The organism is Fulvivirga imtechensis AK7 (assembly GCF_000331535.1).
Classification (GTDB): Bacteria; Bacteroidota; Bacteroidia; order Cytophagales; family Cyclobacteriaceae; genus Fulvivirga; species Fulvivirga imtechensis.
Map to the genome: position 1 here is coordinate 45,815 of NZ_AMZN01000087.1, position 21,385 is coordinate 67,199.

Sequence of the window (21,385 nt, forward strand, 5' to 3'; positions counted from 1 at the left end):
GGATTTTAAAGTTGGAAGGGATAAAAATCACACGTGGCGCAGATGGCCACGCGTGAACATTAATTGCTTTTCAAACCCTCGATAATAAGTCTGTTGGTTCTCCTCTTTTTATCAATAGAAGTCATGATCGGTGTGAATTCTTTACTTTCAATTCGAGGCTTTCTTCCTCCAACGCTTGTACCTTCGATCAATTCTATGGCACGGGCCAGCAGGGGCTCCTGGATATCGCCCAACTGCAGCATAGGCTGCCTGAAATCATTTACCAGGTTTTCGCCCAAAGGGGTAAAGCCATTGTCATAGCCGGAATAGTCCTGGCTATTGAATATCTTAAATACGATCGGCAACAGGCCATAGTGGATATTAGGGTCTTTAGTGTTTTCAATGGGAAATGAGCCGACATTTTTACCAACTGTGGTATCACCTATGATCGTTACATGCATGTATGGGTCCAGTCCATTAATGATCAATTCGCTTGCTGATGCCGTTCTTGAGCCGGTAAGAATATATAGCTCACCACCGATCTCATTGCCAATATTCTCAGCCTTGTCAAGAAAGTGAGCCCTCAGCGCTTCATCACCATCCGGCTGATTGTTGAAATAATTTTGGTAGAGATCGTTGTATTGATTTTTGTAGAATATTTTACTACTATTTACACCGCTACCCACCAGGCTGGCCAGATTTTGAGCAGAGGTTACAGCGCCCCCGCTATTGTACCTGAGGTCCAGAATGAGTGCATCTATGCCCTGGCTCTTGAAATTTGCAATTACCTGATCCATCTCATTATCATAAACGGTCGTTTTGTTGGTGCCCGGAGAAAAGAAATTGTACACATAGTAGCCGATTTTCTTGCTGCCAACTGCATAAACCGTATCCATAAAATTAGGATTTTCAGATACCACAACGGCATTAAGCGTCAAGGTGCCTTTATCGATATATTCATCGGACTCTTCACTGTATCTCTTGTATTTAATACTGTGGTTATTATATGTTTCGGATATCAATTGCCGGTAGTTATCAATGGTAATAGTGGTGCCATTGATCTGAGAAATTACATCTCCTCTTTTGAGACCGGCATCATCAGCAGGCGAGTCTTTTTTTACATATAGAATGATTGCTACCACATCATTGCTGTTTTCTACACGGGCCAGTGCGAACTCATAACCGGCCTCTTTGGATACACCGCTAAGGGCATTCTTTAACTCCTGGTAGTCGGGAACGATCGCTGAGAACCTATCATCATCGGAAAGGAGTTGATGAAAGAAGTTACTGGGGTCCTGACCGCGATTCACATTTGCAGGTATTTCGTCAGTCCAGTAGTATACCTCCTTCATCACATCATAGATCCAGTTATTCGCATCTATATTAGGATTGTGGGCATCATCATCGTTGCAACTGGTCAAGCCAGCCAGTGCTATAATGATTAGCAGACCGGTAATATAAAATCTTTTTATAATTGGCATGTTGAGTTTAGGGTTTTATTCCATACAAAACCTAAAATTAGCAACAGTAACGTTGCAAAAAAAATTCTATTGTCCCGGAACTTGTAAAAGGTAGATAATCAGACTGGTAATGCCGAGGTAAAGACACAACGGTGAATAATATTTTGAGTCCATCACCGCGAACTCGCTGTCTTTTACTTTTTTAGTAAACCCCACATATCTGAATTCACCAATAGAGCGAAGTGTAAATACAATGGCAGTGGACAACACCCCATATGAGAGAAATTGATGGGGAAGGGGTAAGACAAAAATACCGGTATAAGCTACGAAAAGGGCAGACAACAACAGTAACCCTGTGGCTACAATAAATGTCGCGAAGGTGCCTGGAGTAAATACTTTTTCACCTGTTGATTTTTTGGGAATAGCAACTTCGGCCGCCCATTTACCTCCAAATATCCAATAAAAATGCAACAGGCTGATGGAGAGCAGCAACAAGGCATTTATACTTCCTAGAACAGTCTCCATGGTGCGGGTTAGTAATATGCTTTATAGTTGATATTTATCTTTACCTCTGTTACCTTCCCTTCCTTTACAGTAACCGGATTTATATTACCCTCTCCATCAAATGTGTTGGCAAAAAGCCCATCTTCTTCCTTGGTAAACAAAGAATAACGCCCTGGCGGAAGACTAACTGAGAAATTACCACTCCTGTCAGTCATTATGGTGGTCACCAGCTTTGAAGGCACATCTTTGTAGAGTTCACCTTCACGATGAGCAGCTTGCATCGTTACCAGCTCATAGATATGGATTTCTCTTTCTACGGCTTGCCCTTCATTGGTTTTGGTATCGGGGCCCGGCATCATATTGCCTTCATACCACCGTACTGTTCCCGTTATACCCTGTTCTATTTTTTGAGCCTGCATGCTTTTGCAACTGATAACGAAGAATACTAATATAGGTATAAAAAGGTGCTTCATCTTTACATGACCTGATCTAATGTAAATTTACCCTTTTGCCGATGTTATTCATTACGAAAATGCTATTTTTTTGAGATTCCAGGCCATAGAATCGCAGGTGAGGTCACCAGAGGCCGCTTAAAAACTATTGAGTTAAGGATGCCATGTCGAGGCAACCAACAACTTTTAGTTGATTTTGCGGATAATGACAGGCGAGTTTGTGATTTGTTATCGCAGGAATTGAAATTTAGCCATTTGTCAAAGGTGCATGGACCTCTCCCTTCTGGTCCTCCGAAGGCAAGTTAAGGCAAGTTCGGGACAGGCGAGATGACTGTACTTCTTAGAAAATCTCCTTTCTTAGCTTGATAACATTGAGGCCATCTCAAAGGATGGGTGCTTCAAAACGGCCTCTGTATCATAGTATATACAGTATTAGTTGATAGTAATACCGTTACGTTCTGTGCGTACACGTGCGCCACCTCTGTGTTTTACATTGCTGGCAAAAGTTTCTTCTATGTTAAGCTTTTCAGTGACATATACTTTGGCAGAAGAGGCTCCATGTGCCTCGACCTGTGCATTACGTACCTCGTAGTCGTAAGCATTTAAGTTTGAAGCACCTGTAATGTCTGCATTCATGGTCAGGCCTTTTCCTCTCAATTCAAGTTCTGAAGCTCCGGTAAGTTTTATTTCCAGATCGTCTACACTCAGATCTGTGAGCTTGGCAAACGAAGCTCCGGTAAGTGAAATACTCATCTGCCGCTGTCTGAAGTCTTTCATATATAACTTACAGGCTCCCGTAATATCCAGATCATTCAGTTCAGGAGCATAAATGTATATTTCTACATTGTTTCTGGCGAGGTCATCGAGGCTGAATTTTTTTGGAAAATCATAGGTGATATTTAATTTATCACCCTCCAGGTATACCTCCAGTTCTTCCAAATCAGACGACCGCCCATTGATCCCAACTTTATATGTATTTGATCTGATTACATGTACAGTGAAAGCGCTTTCAATTTCAACCGCTTCAAAGCGATTGAAGGTGTAAGCCCTGTCAAACTCCCGGTCGGTAACATTGCCAGACCACGTGTCCATATCTTCTTCGTTTTTGTTTCTAACGGGTTCGGGGCAGGTGATACATATAAGTCTGCCTTCTTCATTAAACATCCACCTGTTGCCTTCCATATCAGATACTCTGTAGCCATTTTGGTAAATAGTATTTCGTAAAATATATCGCAGGTTTTCTTCCATTAAAAATGGTTTGTTATAAGGAATATACAGTGTCACATCCAGGCGTTGTGCTCTGAAAATGGCATCTTTTTTAAAGCGTATGTTGGAATCGAAGGTGAATACAGAGTCTTCAACTGCAACATTATAAGTTACCATCTGCGCATTCTCGATGGCCTCTTTTCTTGATCGTCCCTGGGCTTCAAAGATCTGTACGAGTTCAAACTCACTCTTCTCATGTCCACGCAATTTCAGTCGTGTTACGTCATAATCTTCCATGCCGACTTCCTTGAGTTTCAGCACAGCGGTTTTGTTGCCCAGATCATAAGTCTGAGTTACCTTGTGTTCACCATCTTCTTTGAAGTTGAGTATGATCTGAGGAACATTAACCGAAACTACGATGCCGCTGATAATGAATATGGCAAATAAAGACCAGCCTACAGTTGCATTGAATATTATGCGTTTGGCTATTATAGATGCCCCCAGAAGGATAATAAAAAGACTTGGGATTACCAGCAGAAGGAACCCGGCTGCCGATGTAAGTACAGGAAAACTGGTGGAAATTAGGTCAAGCGGCAGACCTATTTCTCCAAACATCAGGTAGGGAGTATCAGGTCCCCATAACCCTGAACTGAAAAGGCCTAAAAACATCCCAAGGGTTACCACCAGTGCAAGTATCATGGAGGCGCCAATTAATACGAATATTACTCCAGCGATAATTCGAATGAACTCTACAATAAAAAGCATAATAGGACCAAGCGCTTTTCCAAGGCCGTTGATGATGGCTGCAATTAACCTGAATGGGAATAACAGTATCTTTATGAGTATGTTTTCTTCCCCTTCTTTTACATTAAGACCCTTTTTTATATTGGATTCAATATTGCTAAGCGTAACAGGATCACCTTGCATTTGTACCTTGTCGGTAATGGTTTTGGCTTCCGGTAATATGATCCACAAAATGATGTAAGCAAGCAGCCCGGAGCCACCCACTGGTGTAAATAGTACAAATAGCAATCTTATAACTACTACATCTACCCCAAAATAAGTGGCTACACCCGAAGATACCCCGGCAATCACTTTTCCCTCAGGATTACGGTACATCTTTTTTAATTTCTTATCTTCCGACAGGTCGTAGCTTGAGGGCAATACGATCCATAAAACGGCATATGCTATCAGAAGTACACCATAGCTACCCAGAAATAATATGATAGTGATAAGTCTGATCCAAAGCGGATCCAGATTGAAATAGTGTGCTATTCCGGCACATACACCACCAATGAGCTTCCTTTTTTCATCTCTATATAGCTTTCTGCCTGATTCTGACCAGGAAGACTCTGATTCCGAATAGCTATCAGATTTTTCATGATTCGCTTCCTCTTCCTCAACCGCTTGAAAATCTTTAATACTACCCATTGTTGTTATCAGACTGTCCACATCTTCAGCGGTAATGACCTGTTTGCCTTCGTTGAGCTTGGCTAAAAATATCTCTGCAATGCGACTCTCAATGTCAGCGATGATTTCCTGGCTGCCATCGAAATTAGAGAAGTATCGATTAATGCCATCGAGATAGTCTCTCAGCTTTTCAAATGCGTCCTCCTCAATGTGAAAGATGATACCGCTGATATTTATACTTATGTTCTTTTTCATTTTTTTGAGTTTTTTAAATCTTTTGGATGTTTAAAATTTCTGGTGCCGATCACATTAATTGACTTTGGCTTTTTTAGAAGTGATCAACTTGGTTGACTTTACCAGATCTTTCCAGGTACTGTCCAGGCTGTTAAGAAAATCCATACCCAGCTCGGTGAGGGTATAATATTTTCTTGGTGGTCCTGAATTTGACTCTACCCATTTATACTCCACCAGTCCGGCTTTTCTCAGCCTGGTGAGAAGGGGGTAAAGTGTACCCTCTACAACCATGATTTTAGCGGTTGTCAGTTCTTCCAGCATATCAGAGGCGTATACCTCTCCGCGGGAGATGATATGCAGTATACAGTATTCGAGAATACCTTTCCGCATTTGCACTTGTGTGTTTTCTAAATTCATACATTTTCCTTTTAAGGAGCTTATTAGGTTGGTGCAGCAAATTTTTTATTTTGCTACACCAACTCACCCGTGAGCCCAGGCTCACGCAGCTCCTGAGTTTTTGACCTTGTTCAAGTATACGGAAAAGGTACTATGTATGGCCAAGTACTGAGTAAAAAATATTAGCTTGTATTAAATATTCTTTATAAGTTCATATTTATTATTTATTTTGATCAGTAATAACCTCTTTTTTTACCTGTTCCTTGTTACGATTGCCTAAAAGAAAGTATTAAAAAATGAACTTAATGTATATGAAAATTCTTTCTTAGAGGATTCGTTTTAGATATATTTACCAAAACCACTTCTAGTTTTATTGAATGATTAGAATATTACCCCTTTCAGTCATCATTGTATTTTTTTGTCTTCCTGTGGCAGGACAAACCAATACTCCTAAATACAGTAATGAATTTCTTTCAATAGGTGTTGGAGCCCGTGGTTTAGCCATGTCAAACAGCCAGGTAGCACATGTAGCTGACGTTACTGCGGGATACTGGAATCCTGCCGGCTTACTGAATATCTCTGATAAATATCAACTGGCGTTGATGCACGCGGAGTATTTTGCAGGCATAGCTAAGTATGATTACGCTGCCTTTGCCACACCGGTTGATTCAATGAGTCATCTGGGGGTTTCGATCATTCGCTTTGCTATAGATGATATACCTGATACCAGGTTTTTGTATGATGCCAACGGGGCTATCAATTATGATAATATCCGCTTCTTTTCTGCTGCTGACTATGCCTTTTTACTTAGCTATGCCCGGAAAATGAAGTTTGTTAAGGGACTTCAGGTAGGCGCCAACTTCAAAGTTGTGCATCGTGTAGCTGGAAATTTTGCCAATGCGTGGGGTTTTGGTCTCGATGCCGGAGCTCAGCTCAGGCGCAATAGCTGGAATGTAGGTTTAATGCTCAGAGATGTAACGGGTACCTTTAATGCCTGGACACATAACACAGAACTGGTGATAGATGTATATACGCAAACAGGGAATGTTATCCCCGAAAACTCTGTTGAAGTGACACTACCAAAGGCGATCTTGGGTGTTGGGAAGCATTTTGTTGTTAAGTCAAACTTTGGTGTGCTGGCATCTCTAGACCTGCTGACTTCATTTGATGGTAAGAGAAATACTGTTGTTAAATCTGATTTTGCTTCTATTGAACCTTCCTTCGGGATGGAAATTGACTATAAGAAACTGGTGTTTTTAAGAGCCGGGGTTGGTAATGTACAGGAGGTAAAGGATTTTGATGGATCTACCTACCGGATATTTCAGGCTAACTTTGGATTGGGTGTGCAGGTTAAAAATCTTACCGTGGATTATGCTCTAACGGATATAGGGGACCAGTCGGAGTCTTTGTATTCACATGTTTTTTCATTGAAAGCAGGTTTTAACAAAAAATGATGAGAAGAATACGTTATTCTTTATTTTTTCTTTTAATAGCCATTGCCGGGCATGCACAAAACTATGGCAATGAATGGGTAGATAATAATAAGCAATACTATAAAATACCTGTAGCACAAGATGGCTTTTACAGGATATCCTATGCAGATCTGGTAAGCGCCGGTTTTCCTGTCAATTCTGTTGATCCCCGAAGACTGCAAATATTCCACCGGGGGCAGGAGCAGGCTATCCACGTTCAGGGTCAGGGTGATGCAGTATTCAATACATCAGATTTCATTGAATTTTATGGGCGGAAAAATGATGGTACTTCTGATAGTGATCTGTACCAACCGGCAGATGCGCAACCACACCAGTATTACAATATATACAGCGACACTACCGCTTACTTCTTAACTTACAACCTTGTGCCCACGGTAGGCAAAAGGATGACCGCCTTTTCAGAGAATAATATAAATGGATTGGCTGCGGAAGGCGCACATGATCAGTCTGTTTTGCAGATCAATACCGACCAGTACTCCGGGGGCAGAAGCTTCAATACGGGTGACGTTACCAAATACAGTTGGTTTGACTACGGAGAAGGTTGGACAGGCAAGCAGATACAGGAAGGGCAGTCTATAGATTACACCCTTTCGGGAGTTACTTCAGCGGTGCAGTCTGGTGGTGATCCACGTTTGCAATTGCTGCTGACCGGCCGCGATGATGTTGCTCATCAGGCAGAGGTATTTGTGGGTGCAAGTTCAGGATCTCTGCGTTCGTTGGGAACCGTTCAATTTGATCAGTACGAAAGTTATTTATTTGAGGCTGATATTAACTGGACTGATATTAGTGGAACGGGAGATCTGCTGGTAAGGGTAAGTGCGCAAGGTATAAGTGGTAGTAATGACAGACTTAGTGTCTCGTATGTGCGTCTTGTTTATCCCAGAGCTTTTGATATGGTCGGTACCAATAGTGGTAAATTCGTATTGAAGACAAAAGCAGGTAATAAATCGTATGTTGAAGTGCAGAATGCACCGGCAACACCGCAAATTTACGATGTTACCGATCCTGCCAATGTTATAAGGATAGGACATAATACCTCAGGTTCAACCATTAGTGCAATAGTAAATAATACAGCCACCAGTCGAACGCTCTGGGTAAATGGCACTGATTATATTACTCCCGTTTTGCACCGCGTAGATTTTCAGAACATTAACCCCGCCAGCTATAGCTACATTATCATAAGCCACCCTCTGCTTATGAAGTCTGTAGGCTCAGTCGCTGATCCTGTACAGGCTTATGCCGACTATCGGGCCTCTGCAGCGGGAGGTGGTTACAGCGTGCTTGTTGCTGATATTGAAATGCTCTACAACCAGTTCAACTATGGTGAGGTGGGCCCCCTGGCTATTTACCGTTTTATGAAATTTATGGTTGACAATGGAGACCCGAAATACCTGTTTCTCATAGGAAAGGGACTGGACCCCAGTGTTAATATTCACCGGAGAGCACCGGATTACATACCTGTCACCCGTTTTGGGGTTACCCATTATGTCAGGGAACTGGTGCCCTCGGCAGGGAATCCCGGCTCAGACATCATTTTTACAGCCGGACTCGATGGCACCACTTACGAGCCTGCTGTGCCTGTGGGTAGGATCCCGGCCTTGACTGCAGCTCAGGTGCTGGCCTACCTCAACAAGGTGAAGGAGATGGAAGCGCAGCCATTTGAAGACCTATGGAGAAAAAGGATACTCCATCTTAGCGGAGGGATATCCACAGCAGAATTGAGCCTGTTTAGAAGCTATACTAATGGTTTTGGTGATATTGCTGAAGACAAATACCTCGGGGGAAAGGTAAAGACCATTACTAAAGAGACTAACAGCACGGTCGAGCTGATCAACGTGGAAGATGAAGTGAACAGCGGTCTCAACCTTGTAACATTTTTCGGGCATTCCGCTCCTTCGGTAACGGATATTGACATAGGCTTTGTGAGCGATCCCTTATTAGGATATAATAATCCCGGCAAATATCCGACCTTCCTGGTAAATGGATGTAACGCGGGTCAGTTCTTCAGTGGCAATATTCTTTTTGGCGAAGATTGGATACTGGCTGAGAACAAAGGCGCTATCGGGTTCGTGGCTCACAGTTCGTTTGGTTTTGCTTCCAACCTGAGGAAATATTCCAATATATTTTACGGAACCGGGTATGGTGATTCTGTTTACATGAGTAAGCCGATAGGTGATATTCAGAAGGAAGTGGCTATACGTTATATGGCGTCTTCAAGTACTACAGCAGCAAACATTTCCCAGGTTCAGCAAATGGTATTGTTAGGAGATCCGGCAATAATGTTATTTGGTGCGGAGCAACCTGATTATGAAATACATGAAGATAATATATTCCTCGAGTCTTTTACAGAAGAGCCGGTTTCGGCACAGTTGGATTCCTTTGCCATTAAGGCTATTGTCAGGAATTTTGGCCGGACACATTCGGGAAATATGACCATGCGGGTGACAAGAACAATGAGCGACAACAGTACCATGGTTTACGATTCCCTGTTCTCATCGGTATATTTCCAGGATACACTTACTATGATCATCAAAAATGAAAATGTTACAGGATTTGGGAATAACCAGTTCCTCGTAGAGATTGATTATGGCAATGAAATTGACGAATTAAATGAAGGTAACAATACGGCTCTGTTAAATGCGTTTATACCGCTTTTTGGTACAAAGAACCTCTATCCGATAAATTATTCCATAGTATCTTCTCAGCCGGTCGAACTTTTGGTTCAGGCCACTGATATTCTCTCAGGTACCCGTAATTTTGTTATTGAGATCGATACGGTCAAAACATTTAACAGCCCTTTTAAGAAACAAAATACTATTAGCGCCAGGCTGCTGGCTAGCTGGCAGGTAGATCTGTTGCCCGACATTGCTGCCAACGACAGTGTGGTATATTTCTGGCGCTCTAAATTCGCACAATCTTCAGAAGGAGAGAGCGATGAGTGGTCTTCCGGCTCGTTTATTTATATCAAAGACGGACCTGAGGGCTGGTCGCAAAGTAAGTTTGCTCAGTTTGATAACAATACCTTATTAGGGTTGGATCGTGATGAGGCAGGCAAAAAATTGAAATTCCTTGAGAGTGAAATTGATGTATACATAAAAACTTATGGCGCCAACCATGGAGCTACCAACCTTGATGTAGCCGTAGAATTGAATGGTTCTGCATACATTATCAATAACGGGCGACCATGCAGGAATAACACCATTAACCTTATCGCATTTGATAAATCTACTACCGCACCATACGCACCTATTCAATTTGATATCTTAGACACAAGGACATGTGGCCGCCTTCCCCAGGTGATCAACAGTTTTCAATTTAATCAGTTGGAAGCAGGCGGTGATGATTTTCTTCAGGTGATAGATAATATCGGTACGGCCGATTCTGTAGTCCTGTTTAGCATAGGTGATCCCAATTTCGTTGGCTGGTCTGCTACTGTACGAGCCAAATTAGAAGAAATTGGAGCTTCTGCGGCTGATTTGGCGGCTTTGCAAAATGGTGAACCCTATATTTTGCTGGGAAGAAAAGGAGCGGCTCCCGGTACCGCTACTGAGATAAAGGCGACAACAGTGCCGGCAGACGAACAACAAATAGAGCTAGATGAAACACTTACAGGTATCTTTTCATCCGGCAGTATGAGTTCCACCCTGATCGGGCCGGCATCACAATGGCAGCTTTTGATCAGTAATGTAGCTATATCAGAGACACCCCAGACAGATGTGTTTGGGATAGATATTTTTGGGATCAATAGCAGTGGAGATGAAGTGCAACTGCACACGAATGAAACAGCGAAACTTGTTGATATAAGCACGATTGATGCTACTCAGTATCCTTATTTACGATTGAAATATAATATAGAGGATAATGTCAATCTTACTCCTGCTCAGTTGAAAAAATGGCAGGTGATCTATTCTGGCGTCCCGGAAGGTGTTTTGCTGGTAGATGAAGATACCAAACAGCATAAAGAAACTTCTGAGGGAGGATCTGTAGAGACTTCTTTTGGGTTTAAAAATATATCAAAACATAATTTCCCGGATTCGGTTTCCGTACGTTATACCTTATTTAACCAAAGCAGCCGAACTTCAAATGCTAAGACAATAAAGATCAAATCACCATTTCCCGGAGATACTACTAATTTTAATATCAACCTGCAAACGGTAGGTAAAGGTGGGGTTAACGATTACAATGTTTACGTAAATCCCGGAGAGGTGCCGGAGCAATATTTTGAGAATAATGTTTTTGACGAGAAAAGTTATCTTACCGTGCATGAAGATAATATCAACCCTTTAATTGATGTGGCATTTGATGGGGTGTACATTATGGATGGCGATATAGTGTCTCCCAGTCCTCTTATTTCAATACGTTTAAAGGATGAAAATCAATATATTTTCAAGCAGGATACAACTAACATTAATATCTTTTTGAAGCACCCATGTGAAACTTGCGAGTTTACACGCGTGTCTTTTTCTTCCCGGCACATGCAGTGGTTTCCGGCTAATAATGAAAAGGATTTTCGAATAGAGTATAAACCGGAAATGCTGGAAGATGGAAAATATACGCTTCGGATTGATGCCAAAGATGCCAGTGGAAATGCTTCCGGGGCAAAACCATATGCAATAAATTTTGAAGTGGTGAATGAGTCAACCATTACAAATTTTTACCCATACCCGAATCCATTCTCGTCCAGTACAAGATTTATTTTTACGCTGACCGGTAGTGAGATACCCGATGAGATCAAGATACAGATCATGACGGTTTCCGGGAAGATCGTGCGTGAGATCACACAATATGAGCTGGGCTCTATACGGATTGGTAATAATATATCAGAATTTGCCTGGAATGGTAAAGACGAATTTGGAGACCAACTGGCCAATGGAGTTTATCTCTACAGGGTGATCGTAAAGCAAAACGGAGAAACTCTGGACCACCGAAAGACTTCGGCTGATAAGGCTTTTAAGAACGGCTTTGGGAAGTTGTATTTGCTGAGGTAGTTTTGGAACACACGAGCGCACCTCATATAGCGCGGAAGTTACTTCCGTACACTAACGGTAATCTTTCGCATGGGGCACGCGTTACGCTTCGCTAAACGCGCGCCAGAGAAGGGCCAGCGAGAGAATTGAGATCAACCCAAAACTTGATGCTAAAACTTTAAGCAGCAGCCTGAATTTTTCACTCGAAAAAATTGTCTGGTTAACAGAAGACACTACACATATCATCCCCCAATTAGCGGGAAAATAGAATTGTTTTTATCTTGCACAGGTGAGAAGGTGGATTTTAATATTTTTTCTTTGCTTACTGGTCTCGGGTAGCCCATTAGTATCTTTTTCCCAATGCTATAACTTTATCAACTACGGAATATCGGAAGGGCTGGCCCATGAAAGGGTTGTAGATATCTGCCAGGATAAGTATGGCAACCTATGGTTCGCCACCCTGGGAGGAGGGCTTTCAAAATTCAATGGTCTTACGTTCGAAAATATTACCATAAGAGATGGCTTGGCGAGCAATTATGTCAGAGATGTAACTGCAGATAAAAATGGGAATATCTGGGCAGCCACAGCCACAGGGATTTCGAGGTACGATGGCAACAGTTTTCGGAATTACCGGGTAGAGGGAGACGATGAAGCTGAAGTTTCCATAAATGTAGTATATGAAGATCATGCAGGTAACATATGGTTTTCAGCTCCGAAGGGAGATCTTGGAAAAATTGATGCTGTTTCTGGTGAGGTGCAAATTTATGATGTTTCCCATGCTCCTAATGACAAAGTAGTAGCCATCGCAGAGGATCACGCTCACCAGATCTGGTTTATTTCTGTTGTCAAAGGGCTTTTTAGGTTTAATAATGGTACACCCGTCAATGTTATCAACCATGTCGACTTTAAGGGGTACCTTTTGAGCTTGTTCATTGATAAAGAAAATATTTTTTGGCTTGGTTCTACAAAAGGTTTGTTACGCTTTGACCCTAATAAGCCTGACAAGATTTTTGATTTCTTCGAACCGTTGGAGGGTATATTCTTAAAGTCGGCATTGGTGAAAGATCCCGGCAATTTTTGGGGAATTGCAGCCTTTGGGCTTGTTGAATATGACTACAACGAGGTGAAAAGATTTTCATCTTCTCAGGGGTTCACGGATGCTAATATAAACAGCATGTTTTGTGACAGAGAGGGTAATATGTGGTTTGCAACGGACGGAGACGGAATTTACAAATTATCCAATGAAATATTTACGCATTACGGGCAGGAGCAAGGCCTTAGTTCCAATCCTATTTCATCAATTGTGCAAGATCTGCAGGGTAACTATTGGTTTGCTACTTATGGTGATGGGGTCGATGTCTATAATGGTGAGGAATTTATCAACCTGGGGCAGGCTCAGGGTATTAATAACGCCTATTTATGGGCCAGTACTGTAGATAAACAGGGCAATGTTTGGCTGGGAACACGAAGTAGCGGGCTTATAAGATTTGATGGAAAACACTATAGCTGTTTCAACGTAGATGACGGGCTGGTATATAATGCCATTCGATGCCTGTTTACAGATAGCCAGAATAACTTGTGGATAGGTACTTCTAACGGATTAAGCAGGTTCGATGGCACACACTTTCATAATTACACAACAGAAAACGGTCTCTATGATAATATTATCTGGAATATATCAGAGCCTGTAGAAGGTAAGGTGATGGTGGTGACACGTAATGGATTTAGCTATTACATGGAGGATAAAATGCGCGCCGATTTCAATGATCCCGATGTTTTTGACAAGCGGGTGAATGTTGCCCTGCAGGATAGCTTCGGTAACTATTGGATTGGTTATTCTGGGCATGGGATACTACACGTCAATAACAAAACAAAAAGAAAGGAATTCGTCACCTCACGAGAAGGTTTGAGTTCCGATCTCATTTACAACCTAATATTTGATGATGAAGGCAATCTCGTAGTTGGTACCGAAAGAGGGATGGATATTATTTTTCTTTCCGATGAAGGAGCAATTGACAGGATTAAAAACTATGGTAAAATTGAAGGTTTCCATAATTTTCAAACCGCACATAACACAGCTTACAAAGATATGAAGGGCAATATCTGGTTTGGGGGCTCGGAAGGCGCTTTCAAATTCAATCCGGGAAAGGCTTCAGTAAACAAAACCGAGCCACTCGTATACATATCCGGCCTCAAGTTGTTTTATGAAGAGGTGGATTGGGCGAAATATACAGATAGTACCACTAACTGGTTCAGTTTGCCCGTCAGGCCGAAGCTTCCTTACAATGAAAATAATGTAGTTATAGAATATTTCGGAAATAGCCTGACCAACCCGGAGGAAGTGACTTACAGGTTCCGGCTGATCGGTTTACAGGAGGAATGGAGCCCTGTAACTAAAAAATCGGAAGCTGTGTATACCAATCTTTCTCCTGGTGACTACCAATTTGAAGTGATCGCTGCCAATAGCGATGGTGTATGGACTAAAGAGCCTGCTGTAATAACCTTTGAAATTGTCCCTCCATTTTGGCAGAAGGCCTGGTTTTTTATTATACTCATTCTGGGATTCCTGGTGACAATCAAACTGTTTAATGACTACCGAATACGCGCTAATCTTAACAGAGTACTGACGGTGGAGCGCATTCGTGCCGAGGAACTGGTAAAAGTGCGGAAGCGAATGGCCAGGGATTTTCATGATAATATGGGAAATCAACTGGCGAGCATAACGGTCTTTGCCAATCTCATCAGCCTCAAGCTGAAGGATAAGTCTGAGGAGATAGATGAATTGCTAAAAAACATTGAGAAGCATACGAAATCATTATTCAACGGAACTAAAGACTTTATATGGTCCATTGACCCCGAAAGTGATCATCTGGGGGAGGTTTTTACCTACATAAAAGATTTTGGAGAAGACCTTTTTAACAGAACGGACATTTCTTTCTTTTCAAGATCAGATGAGTTGAATGGGGAGTGTTTATCATTGCCTTCCGGATGGAGTCGCCAGATCGTGCTTATTTTTAAAGAAGCAATGACAAATGCATTGAAACATTCTCAGGCTACGGAGGTTCACTTTAACCTAAACTTTACTAAAAGTGATTTCGTTATTAAACTTATGGATAATGGGATAGGGTTTGGCGAAAAACAAAAAGGAAAAGGTAATGGTTTTAAAAATATTCATTCCCGTGCGGAACAGATCAATTGCCGGGTAGAAGTTGAAAGCACCCCGGAACGAGGTACGACAATTCTATTTTGCGGAAGTATTCAATCAGAACAAAGACAAAAAGGATTTAAAATTTATTAAACTATAACAACAAATGAATTACTTCAGGTCAAGAATTGTAATCGTTGAAGACAACGATGCGGTAAGAGAGGGTTTTTCCTTAATCATCAATAGCGTAAGCAACTACTACGTGGTAAGTGGGTATGACAATGCCGAAGACTGCTTAAAAAACTTAAAAAAAGATAAGCCGGAGATCATTTTGATGGACCTGGAGCTGCCAGGTATGAACGGAATAGAAGCTATTTCGGCCATAAAAAAGATCAACACCAGTGTAGAGATCATCGTCAACACTATTTATGAAAATAGTGAACTGGTTTTCCAGGCCTTGTGCGCTGGCGCATCAGGGTATATCACTAAAAACACGAGCCATACTGAGCTGTTGGATGCTATTGACGAGGTGATACAGGGTGGGGCTCCTATGAGCAGTAAAATAGCTAAACTGGTTGTTAATTCTTTCCAGAAAAACCCCAACTCACCCCTTTCGGCAAGAGAAACAGAGGTACTCGAGCTGCTTTCTAAAGGGAAGAGCTACAGCATGATAGCACAGGAACTATTTATTACAAAAGAAACAGCCAAATCGCACATCAAAAATATTTACTCAAAACTCCAGGTCAATAGTAAGTCAGAAGCGATAGCGAAAGCAACAAAGGAAAAGCTGATCTGATGATATATAAGCTTTCTCCTTTGGCCCGGTGATATTATAGAGTCTCCACACATATTGCTCAATGCTTAAAGGATCTACTCGTCAAAAGTAGGACGGGATGCCGCGCTTTTAATCCAAATGGCGCGGTTATTTCTCACCCATTTTAATTTTTTGCATCAGTTCAGGTGCTTCTTTTCAATCATCATATAAGAGCTGATATAACTCGACAATATTGACGTCAGGGGGAGGTTTATACCCTAAAAACATCCTTTGTGGTGATAAAAATACTCCAAAAATCAAGCATTTAGGGGGATTTTAATGACTACCCATTTTGAGACCTTTGATTAAGATCCGAATTAGGTTTTGCAGCATCATTGGTATTCCAAATATTATTTCATACCCAATCTTGAAAGCTTAATCATAAGGAGGTCGAATTTCATTTTATCACTTAAACAGTACAATATGAAGAAGTTTTTACTCTTTAGTTTCATGCTGGTGCTGGCTTTCGGAAGCTCCGACTTGTTAGCCCAGGAAAGAACGGTGTCGGGAAAGGTGACTTCACTGGATGAAGGACAGCCGCTACCCGGTGTAAACGTGGTGCTGAAAGGTACTACTACCGGTACAGTTACCGATATCGATGGTAACTACAGGTTAAATGTTCCGCAAGAAGGAGGAACATTGATATTTTCATTCATCGGCTTGGAGTCGCAGGAAACGGTGATTGGCACCAGGTCTGTAATTGATGTTCAAATGGCTTCTGATGTTACCCAACTGAGCGAGGTCATCGTTACTGCCCAGGGTATAAGAAGAGAAGCTAAAGCACTTGGCTATGGTGTAGAGCGTGTAGGAGGTGATCAGGTACAACAGGTATCAGAACCAGATCCTCTGAGAGCGTTGCAAGGTAAAATACCAGGAGTTAACATCATCAGTTCAAGTAGCGCTCCGGGTAGTGCTACCAGGTTGACCATTAGAGGTAATTCGTCTCTGCTTGGCGATAATCAACCGTTATTTGTAGTTGATGGTGTACCTTTCAATAACAGCACCAACGCTACATTCAACCAACTTACCGGTGGAGGTTCTTATGGTAGCCGTATTCAGGATTTGGATCCTAACAACATCGAGTCTATGACCGTACTCAAGGGAGCTGCTGCTGCCGCACTGTATGGCTCAAGAGCGGCTAACGGTGTTGTGCTGATCACTACCAAGTCAGGTAGCCCTACAGTATCTAAAAAGGGATTAGAAATCACCCTTAATTCTGCTTACACAATGGAAGAGGTGGCTAACCTGCCGGACTATCAGAACACCTATGGTACTGGTACCAACTTCAACTATAGCCAGGTAAACGGTTCGTGGGGCGCCCCGTTTGTTGGGACAAAACCTTATGCTTCGGTTACAGAAATACCTCACTGGTATGATGGTGTTATCGGGCTGGAGGAATACTGGGGCACAACAGTTCCATACCGCGCATATCCTGATAACGTAAAGGATTTCTTCAAAACAGGCCATATACTTGAAAACTCTATCTCAGTAAGCGGTGGTAATGAGAATTCCGTACTTACCGTGGTGGCAAGCAGGACAAATCAGGAAGGTATTGTTCCTGAAACAGAGTTTAAAAGAACTAATTTCAGTATCGGAGGACAAACAATACTGGCCAACGGATTTACCATTGGAGGTAACTTACAGTACACCAATTCATTCCAGCACAGTTTCCAGGGTGGCGCTAACAATGCTATAGGTAATGCTTCAGCATTTGGCCGTACCCTCTACCTGGGAAGAAACTGGGACCTTCATGGGCAACCCTATCAGAATCCGCTAACCGGAGGGAGTGTATTCTTTATAGCTACTTCGCAATCTGATAACCCTCTTTGGTCTGTTAAAAATGCCGGAATGGAATCCGAAACAGACAGGTACACAGCTACTGTCAATGTAGGATACGATGTTCTGGACTGGTTGAATGTTGGTGCAAGACTCGGTGTGAATGGCTATACTCAACGTCAAACAGACTGGTTCCGTCCCGGATCGAGAGGAGCCAATGGTTCCGGTCAGATCACTGATTTTGATGTAGCATTCCAGGAAGTAGACTACAACCTGATCATTACAGCTACCAGAGATATTACAGAAGATATCGGCTTCAGAGGTTTGATCGGTCACAATATTAACCAAAGAACTTTCGATTCACAGGCTTTCCAGGGAACCGGTTATGTCGCTTTTGATATCGATGATATTGACAATACGAACAGCGTTATCCCGTTTGGGGGAACTTACTCTCAGAGGAGATTAATAGGAGCCTATGCTGACTTCAGCTTTGACTACAAAGAATTCGTGTTTCTGAATTTAACAGCCAGGAACGACTGGTCGTCCACGCTTCCCGAAGATAACAGGAGCTTCTTTTACCCTGCCGTAAGTGCGTCATTCATTTTCACGGATGCCTTAAACATATCTTCAAATGTGTTGAACTTTGGTAAGCTAAGAGCCAACTGGGCGCAGGTAGGTAATGATACAGATCCTTACCAATTGAACCCGGTTTATTTCCTTAATGCTAATGGTATCACTGCTGCCGGAGCAACAGCAATGCCTTTTATTGGTGTGCCTGGCGCAACATTACAAAATACCGCCCCCGATCCTAATTTGAAACCTGAGACTACGACTGAGATAGAATTTGGTACTGAACTACAATTCTTCAATAACAGAATACGTGTTGATGCCGCTGTGTATCAGAGAGATTCGGAAGATCAGATTGCAGGTGTTGCTATTCCCGCTGAGTCTGGCTTTCAGTCGTTCTTCACTAACGTAGGAAAGGTAAGGAACAGAGGCGTTGAAGTGGGCTTGAGTGTGACTCCGGTGAGATTGAATAATGGATTTGAATGGAATTTCTACGGTACATTCACTCATAATAAAAATACTGTAGAAGAACTGTTGGAAGGAACTGACGAGATTGTACTGAGAAATACTTTTGCAGGTTCTGTACAAGCGGTTCATATTGTAGGTCAGGAATACGGTCTCATAAGGGGAACCGTTGCAGCCCGTGACGATGAGGGTAATCTGTTAATCGATCCGTCCAACGGACAGCTTATTGCTGATCTTACGCCAAGGATCATCGGTAACCCTAACCCTGACTTCCTGGTGGGTATCACGAATACCTTCAGTTGGAAAGGGATCTCTCTGTCGGCTGTTATAGATTGGAGGCAAGGTGGCGATCTTTATTCTGTAACCAACCTTTCACTATTAGGTAGAGGTGTGACAAAGGATACTGAGGACAGAGAGATTACCAAGATTATTCCTGGTGTTTATGGAGACCCTAACACAGGTGAGCCCTTAAGAGATGATGCAGGTAATAAAATACCCAATCAGACAATCGTGGAGGAAAATACCCTGTGGTTTGGAAATACCTTCGCCATCAATGCTCAGGATGAATGGTCAGTATGGGATGCTACTACCATTAGGTTAAGAGAGGTGACTTTAGGTTATACATTTCCAAAAAGTTTATTAGAGAAAACACCTTTTGGTTCCGCCAGAATAGCATTTACAGGAAGGAATCTGTGGTACAACGCACCTAACTTCCCTAAAGCATCTAATTTCGATCCTGAAGTCAGCCAGTTTGGTAATACCAACGCACAGGGATTTGAATTTACTTCAGCGCCTTCAGTGAGAAGATATGGCGTAAACCTGAGTGTAACATTCTAAAATGAGAAAAATGAAAACTATAGATAAATTATACAGATATATATCGATGTCACTACTTGTGGTGATATTGGCGAGCTGTGAAAAGGATTTTCTGGATATCAATACGGATCCCAACAATCCTACTGATGCACAATTGAACCAGTTGCTCCCCTCAGCACAGGTGAATATGGCATTCATTTTTGGAAATAGCCCGGGAGGATTGAATGGATATGCCGGCACGATTATGCACCATTATGTAAGACGCGGTAATCTTAATGATTATGGATTGCAGGGTGGTGATTTCGCCATTACCACCGCATGGAACTCTATCTATGCCGGTGCTCTTACTGACTTAACCAACATTATTGATGCAGGTACGGAAAATGGCGATTTTCATTATGTGGGTATTGCCCAGATCATGAAAGCTTATATCTATGCTACACTTGTAGACGTTTGGGGAGAGGTGCCTTATTTCGAGGCTAACCAAGGCTCTAGCAATCCATTCCCTCCGTTTGATGGAGGTGCAGCTATTTATGCCGACTTATTCCTGACTATTAATGATGGTATAGCTAACCTGGCTAAATCTTCCAATTTTTCTCCGGGAGCTGATGACCTGTATTATGGAGGGAATCTTACTAAGTGGAGAAAGCTTGCCAAGACGCTAAAGCTGAGAATGTATAATAACATCCGTTTGGTACAAAATGTAAATACAGATGTAACAGCTCTCCTGAACGAAGGTGACCTCATCTCAGCGGCAGATGAATTTGAATTGGTATATGGATCCAGTATTTCTCCGGAAAACCGAAACCCTGGATACGTACAGGAGTGGTCTCCTGGTGGATCATTCTATTATATGGATCCTTACTTTTTCGAGATCTTAAGATCCCAGGATACATTTGGCCACGGAGGTGTTCAGTTTGGAGTTGAAGATCCACGCTTGCCTTATTACTTCTTTAATCAATTGCCAGCCGGAGCCAGCGATAGCGATGCTGAAAATCCGTGTGCATATTGTCCCTCAGATGCTGGAACTTCTTTCCTGTCCATCTACTCGTATTCATTTAATATTGATCCTAATGAAGGCTTCGATCAGGGGCGATCACAAACCGTGGCAGGGCTTTATCCTCTTGGGGGTAGATATGATGATGGTAATGGAGGAATTGCTGCTAATGGAGCAAGCTTAACCGCAGGTCAGGTATCGGGAAATCCTGGTATACCCCAACGACTGCTGTCTTACCATGAAAGGTTGTTTATAGAAGCAGAGTTGGCGCAGGTAGGAACTACTGGCGGAAATGCCCGTTCACTGTTAAGCGATGCCATAGATGCTGCTTTTGCTAAAGTAAATGAATTGGCAGGTATGGCTTCTGCTCCCACTATAAGCAGCACGGACATCACAACTTATAGAGATGCGGTGCTGGCCAGTTATGATGCCTCTTCGGCGGCCGGGCAGCTTGAGATCATCATGACACAAAAATGGATTGCCGTTTTTGGAAATTCATTGGTTGCATACAACGATTACAGAAGAACAGGATATCCGGAATTGCATAATGGTAACACTGATAATTTGAACGTAACGGTTCAAACCAGGCAATTCCCCGTATCATTTCCTTATGATATCGGAAACCTTCAGTTGAATCCGAATGCTCCATCGCAAAGGGTGATTGCCACACAGAAAGTTTTCTGGGATAATAATTAACAATCTAA

Annotated in this window: 11 protein-coding genes; 6 read left to right on the forward strand and 5 right to left on the reverse strand. The window is 42.3% G+C overall.

Annotated elements, in window-relative coordinates; all coding sequences use genetic code 11:
* Positions 1-59: 59 nt before the first annotated feature.
* The 5 genes from C900_RS23220 to C900_RS23240 form a co-directional block, all read right to left on the reverse strand.
* Positions 60-1,460 carry a S41 family peptidase gene (locus C900_RS23220; RefSeq protein WP_009582734.1) on the reverse strand — a complete coding sequence of 467 codons (1,401 nt, stop codon included), beginning with the start codon at positions 1,458-1,460 and terminating at the stop codon, positions 60-62.
* Positions 1,461-1,526: 66 nt separating this feature from the next.
* Entirely contained in the window at positions 1,527-1,964 is a 438-nt protein-coding gene (locus C900_RS23225; protein WP_009582735.1) for a DUF3995 domain-containing protein, read from the reverse strand.
* Between the two features lie 8 nt (positions 1,965-1,972).
* Positions 1,973-2,416: a carboxypeptidase-like regulatory domain-containing protein gene (locus C900_RS23230; RefSeq protein WP_009582736.1), complete on the reverse strand. Its 444-nt coding sequence runs from the start codon at positions 2,414-2,416 to the stop codon at positions 1,973-1,975.
* Positions 2,417-2,827: 411 nt separating this feature from the next.
* Complete coding sequence (locus C900_RS23235; RefSeq protein WP_009582737.1) at positions 2,828-5,266, reverse strand: PspC domain-containing protein; 2,439 nt, start codon at positions 5,264-5,266, stop codon at positions 2,828-2,830.
* 54 nt (positions 5,267-5,320) lie between these two features.
* Positions 5,321-5,662 carry a PadR family transcriptional regulator gene (locus C900_RS23240; RefSeq protein WP_009582738.1) on the reverse strand — a complete coding sequence of 114 codons (342 nt, stop codon included), beginning with the start codon at positions 5,660-5,662 and terminating at the stop codon, positions 5,321-5,323.
* A 356-nt stretch (positions 5,663-6,018) separates the two neighbouring features.
* Between C900_RS23240 and C900_RS23245 the strand changes: the two genes are divergently transcribed.
* The 6 genes from C900_RS23245 to C900_RS23270 all read left to right on the forward strand — a co-directional run bounded on the left by C900_RS23245 (position 6,019) and on the right by C900_RS23270 (position 21,377).
* Entirely contained in the window at positions 6,019-7,095 is a 1,077-nt protein-coding gene (locus tag C900_RS23245) for a putative type IX sorting system protein PorV2 (protein WP_051052977.1), read from the forward strand.
* Positions 7,092-12,122 (forward strand): putative type IX secretion system sortase PorU2, encoded by a 5,031-nt coding sequence (porU2, locus tag C900_RS23250; protein WP_009582740.1) that lies wholly within the window; start codon positions 7,092-7,094, stop codon positions 12,120-12,122. The genes C900_RS23245 and porU2 overlap by 4 nt, the downstream gene beginning before the upstream one ends.
* 268 nt (positions 12,123-12,390) lie before the next feature.
* On the forward strand, positions 12,391-15,399 hold the full coding sequence (locus C900_RS23255) for a ligand-binding sensor domain-containing protein (RefSeq protein WP_009582741.1): 3,009 nt from the start codon (positions 12,391-12,393) through the stop codon (positions 15,397-15,399).
* Between the two features lie 13 nt (positions 15,400-15,412).
* Positions 15,413-16,042, forward strand: a complete 630-nt coding sequence (locus C900_RS23260; RefSeq protein WP_009582742.1) for a response regulator transcription factor — start codon at positions 15,413-15,415, stop codon at positions 16,040-16,042.
* Positions 16,043-16,483: 441 nt separating this feature from the next.
* Positions 16,484-19,705, forward strand: a complete 3,222-nt coding sequence (locus tag C900_RS23265; RefSeq protein ID WP_009582743.1) for a SusC/RagA family TonB-linked outer membrane protein — start codon at positions 16,484-16,486, stop codon at positions 19,703-19,705.
* 10 nt (positions 19,706-19,715) lie between these two features.
* Positions 19,716-21,377 carry a SusD/RagB family nutrient-binding outer membrane lipoprotein gene (locus tag C900_RS23270; RefSeq protein ID WP_185113993.1) on the forward strand — a complete coding sequence of 554 codons (1,662 nt, stop codon included), beginning with the start codon at positions 19,716-19,718 and terminating at the stop codon, positions 21,375-21,377.
* The last annotated feature ends 8 nt before the right edge of the window (positions 21,378-21,385 follow it).

Coding starts and splice junctions, on each gene's coding strand:
- C900_RS23235 (WP_009582737.1), bottom strand. CDS start 5,266: ATGAAAAAGAACATAAGTATAAATATCAGCGGTATCATCTTTCACATT.
- C900_RS23220 (WP_009582734.1), bottom strand. CDS start 1,460: ATGCCAATTATAAAAAGATTTTATATTACCGGTCTGCTAATCATTATA.
- C900_RS23230 (WP_009582736.1), bottom strand. CDS start 2,416: ATGAAGCACCTTTTTATACCTATATTAGTATTCTTCGTTATCAGTTGC.
- C900_RS23240 (WP_009582738.1), bottom strand. CDS start 5,662: ATGAATTTAGAAAACACACAAGTGCAAATGCGGAAAGGTATTCTCGAA.
- C900_RS23260 (WP_009582742.1), top strand. CDS start 15,413: ATGAATTACTTCAGGTCAAGAATTGTAATCGTTGAAGACAACGATGCG.
- C900_RS23225 (WP_009582735.1), bottom strand. CDS start 1,964: ATGGAGACTGTTCTAGGAAGTATAAATGCCTTGTTGCTGCTCTCCATC.
- C900_RS23270 (WP_185113993.1), top strand. CDS start 19,716: ATGAAAACTATAGATAAATTATACAGATATATATCGATGTCACTACTT.
- porU2 (WP_009582740.1), top strand. CDS start 7,092: ATGATGAGAAGAATACGTTATTCTTTATTTTTTCTTTTAATAGCCATT.
- C900_RS23265 (WP_009582743.1), top strand. CDS start 16,484: ATGAAGAAGTTTTTACTCTTTAGTTTCATGCTGGTGCTGGCTTTCGGA.
- C900_RS23245 (WP_051052977.1), top strand. CDS start 6,019: ATGATTAGAATATTACCCCTTTCAGTCATCATTGTATTTTTTTGTCTT.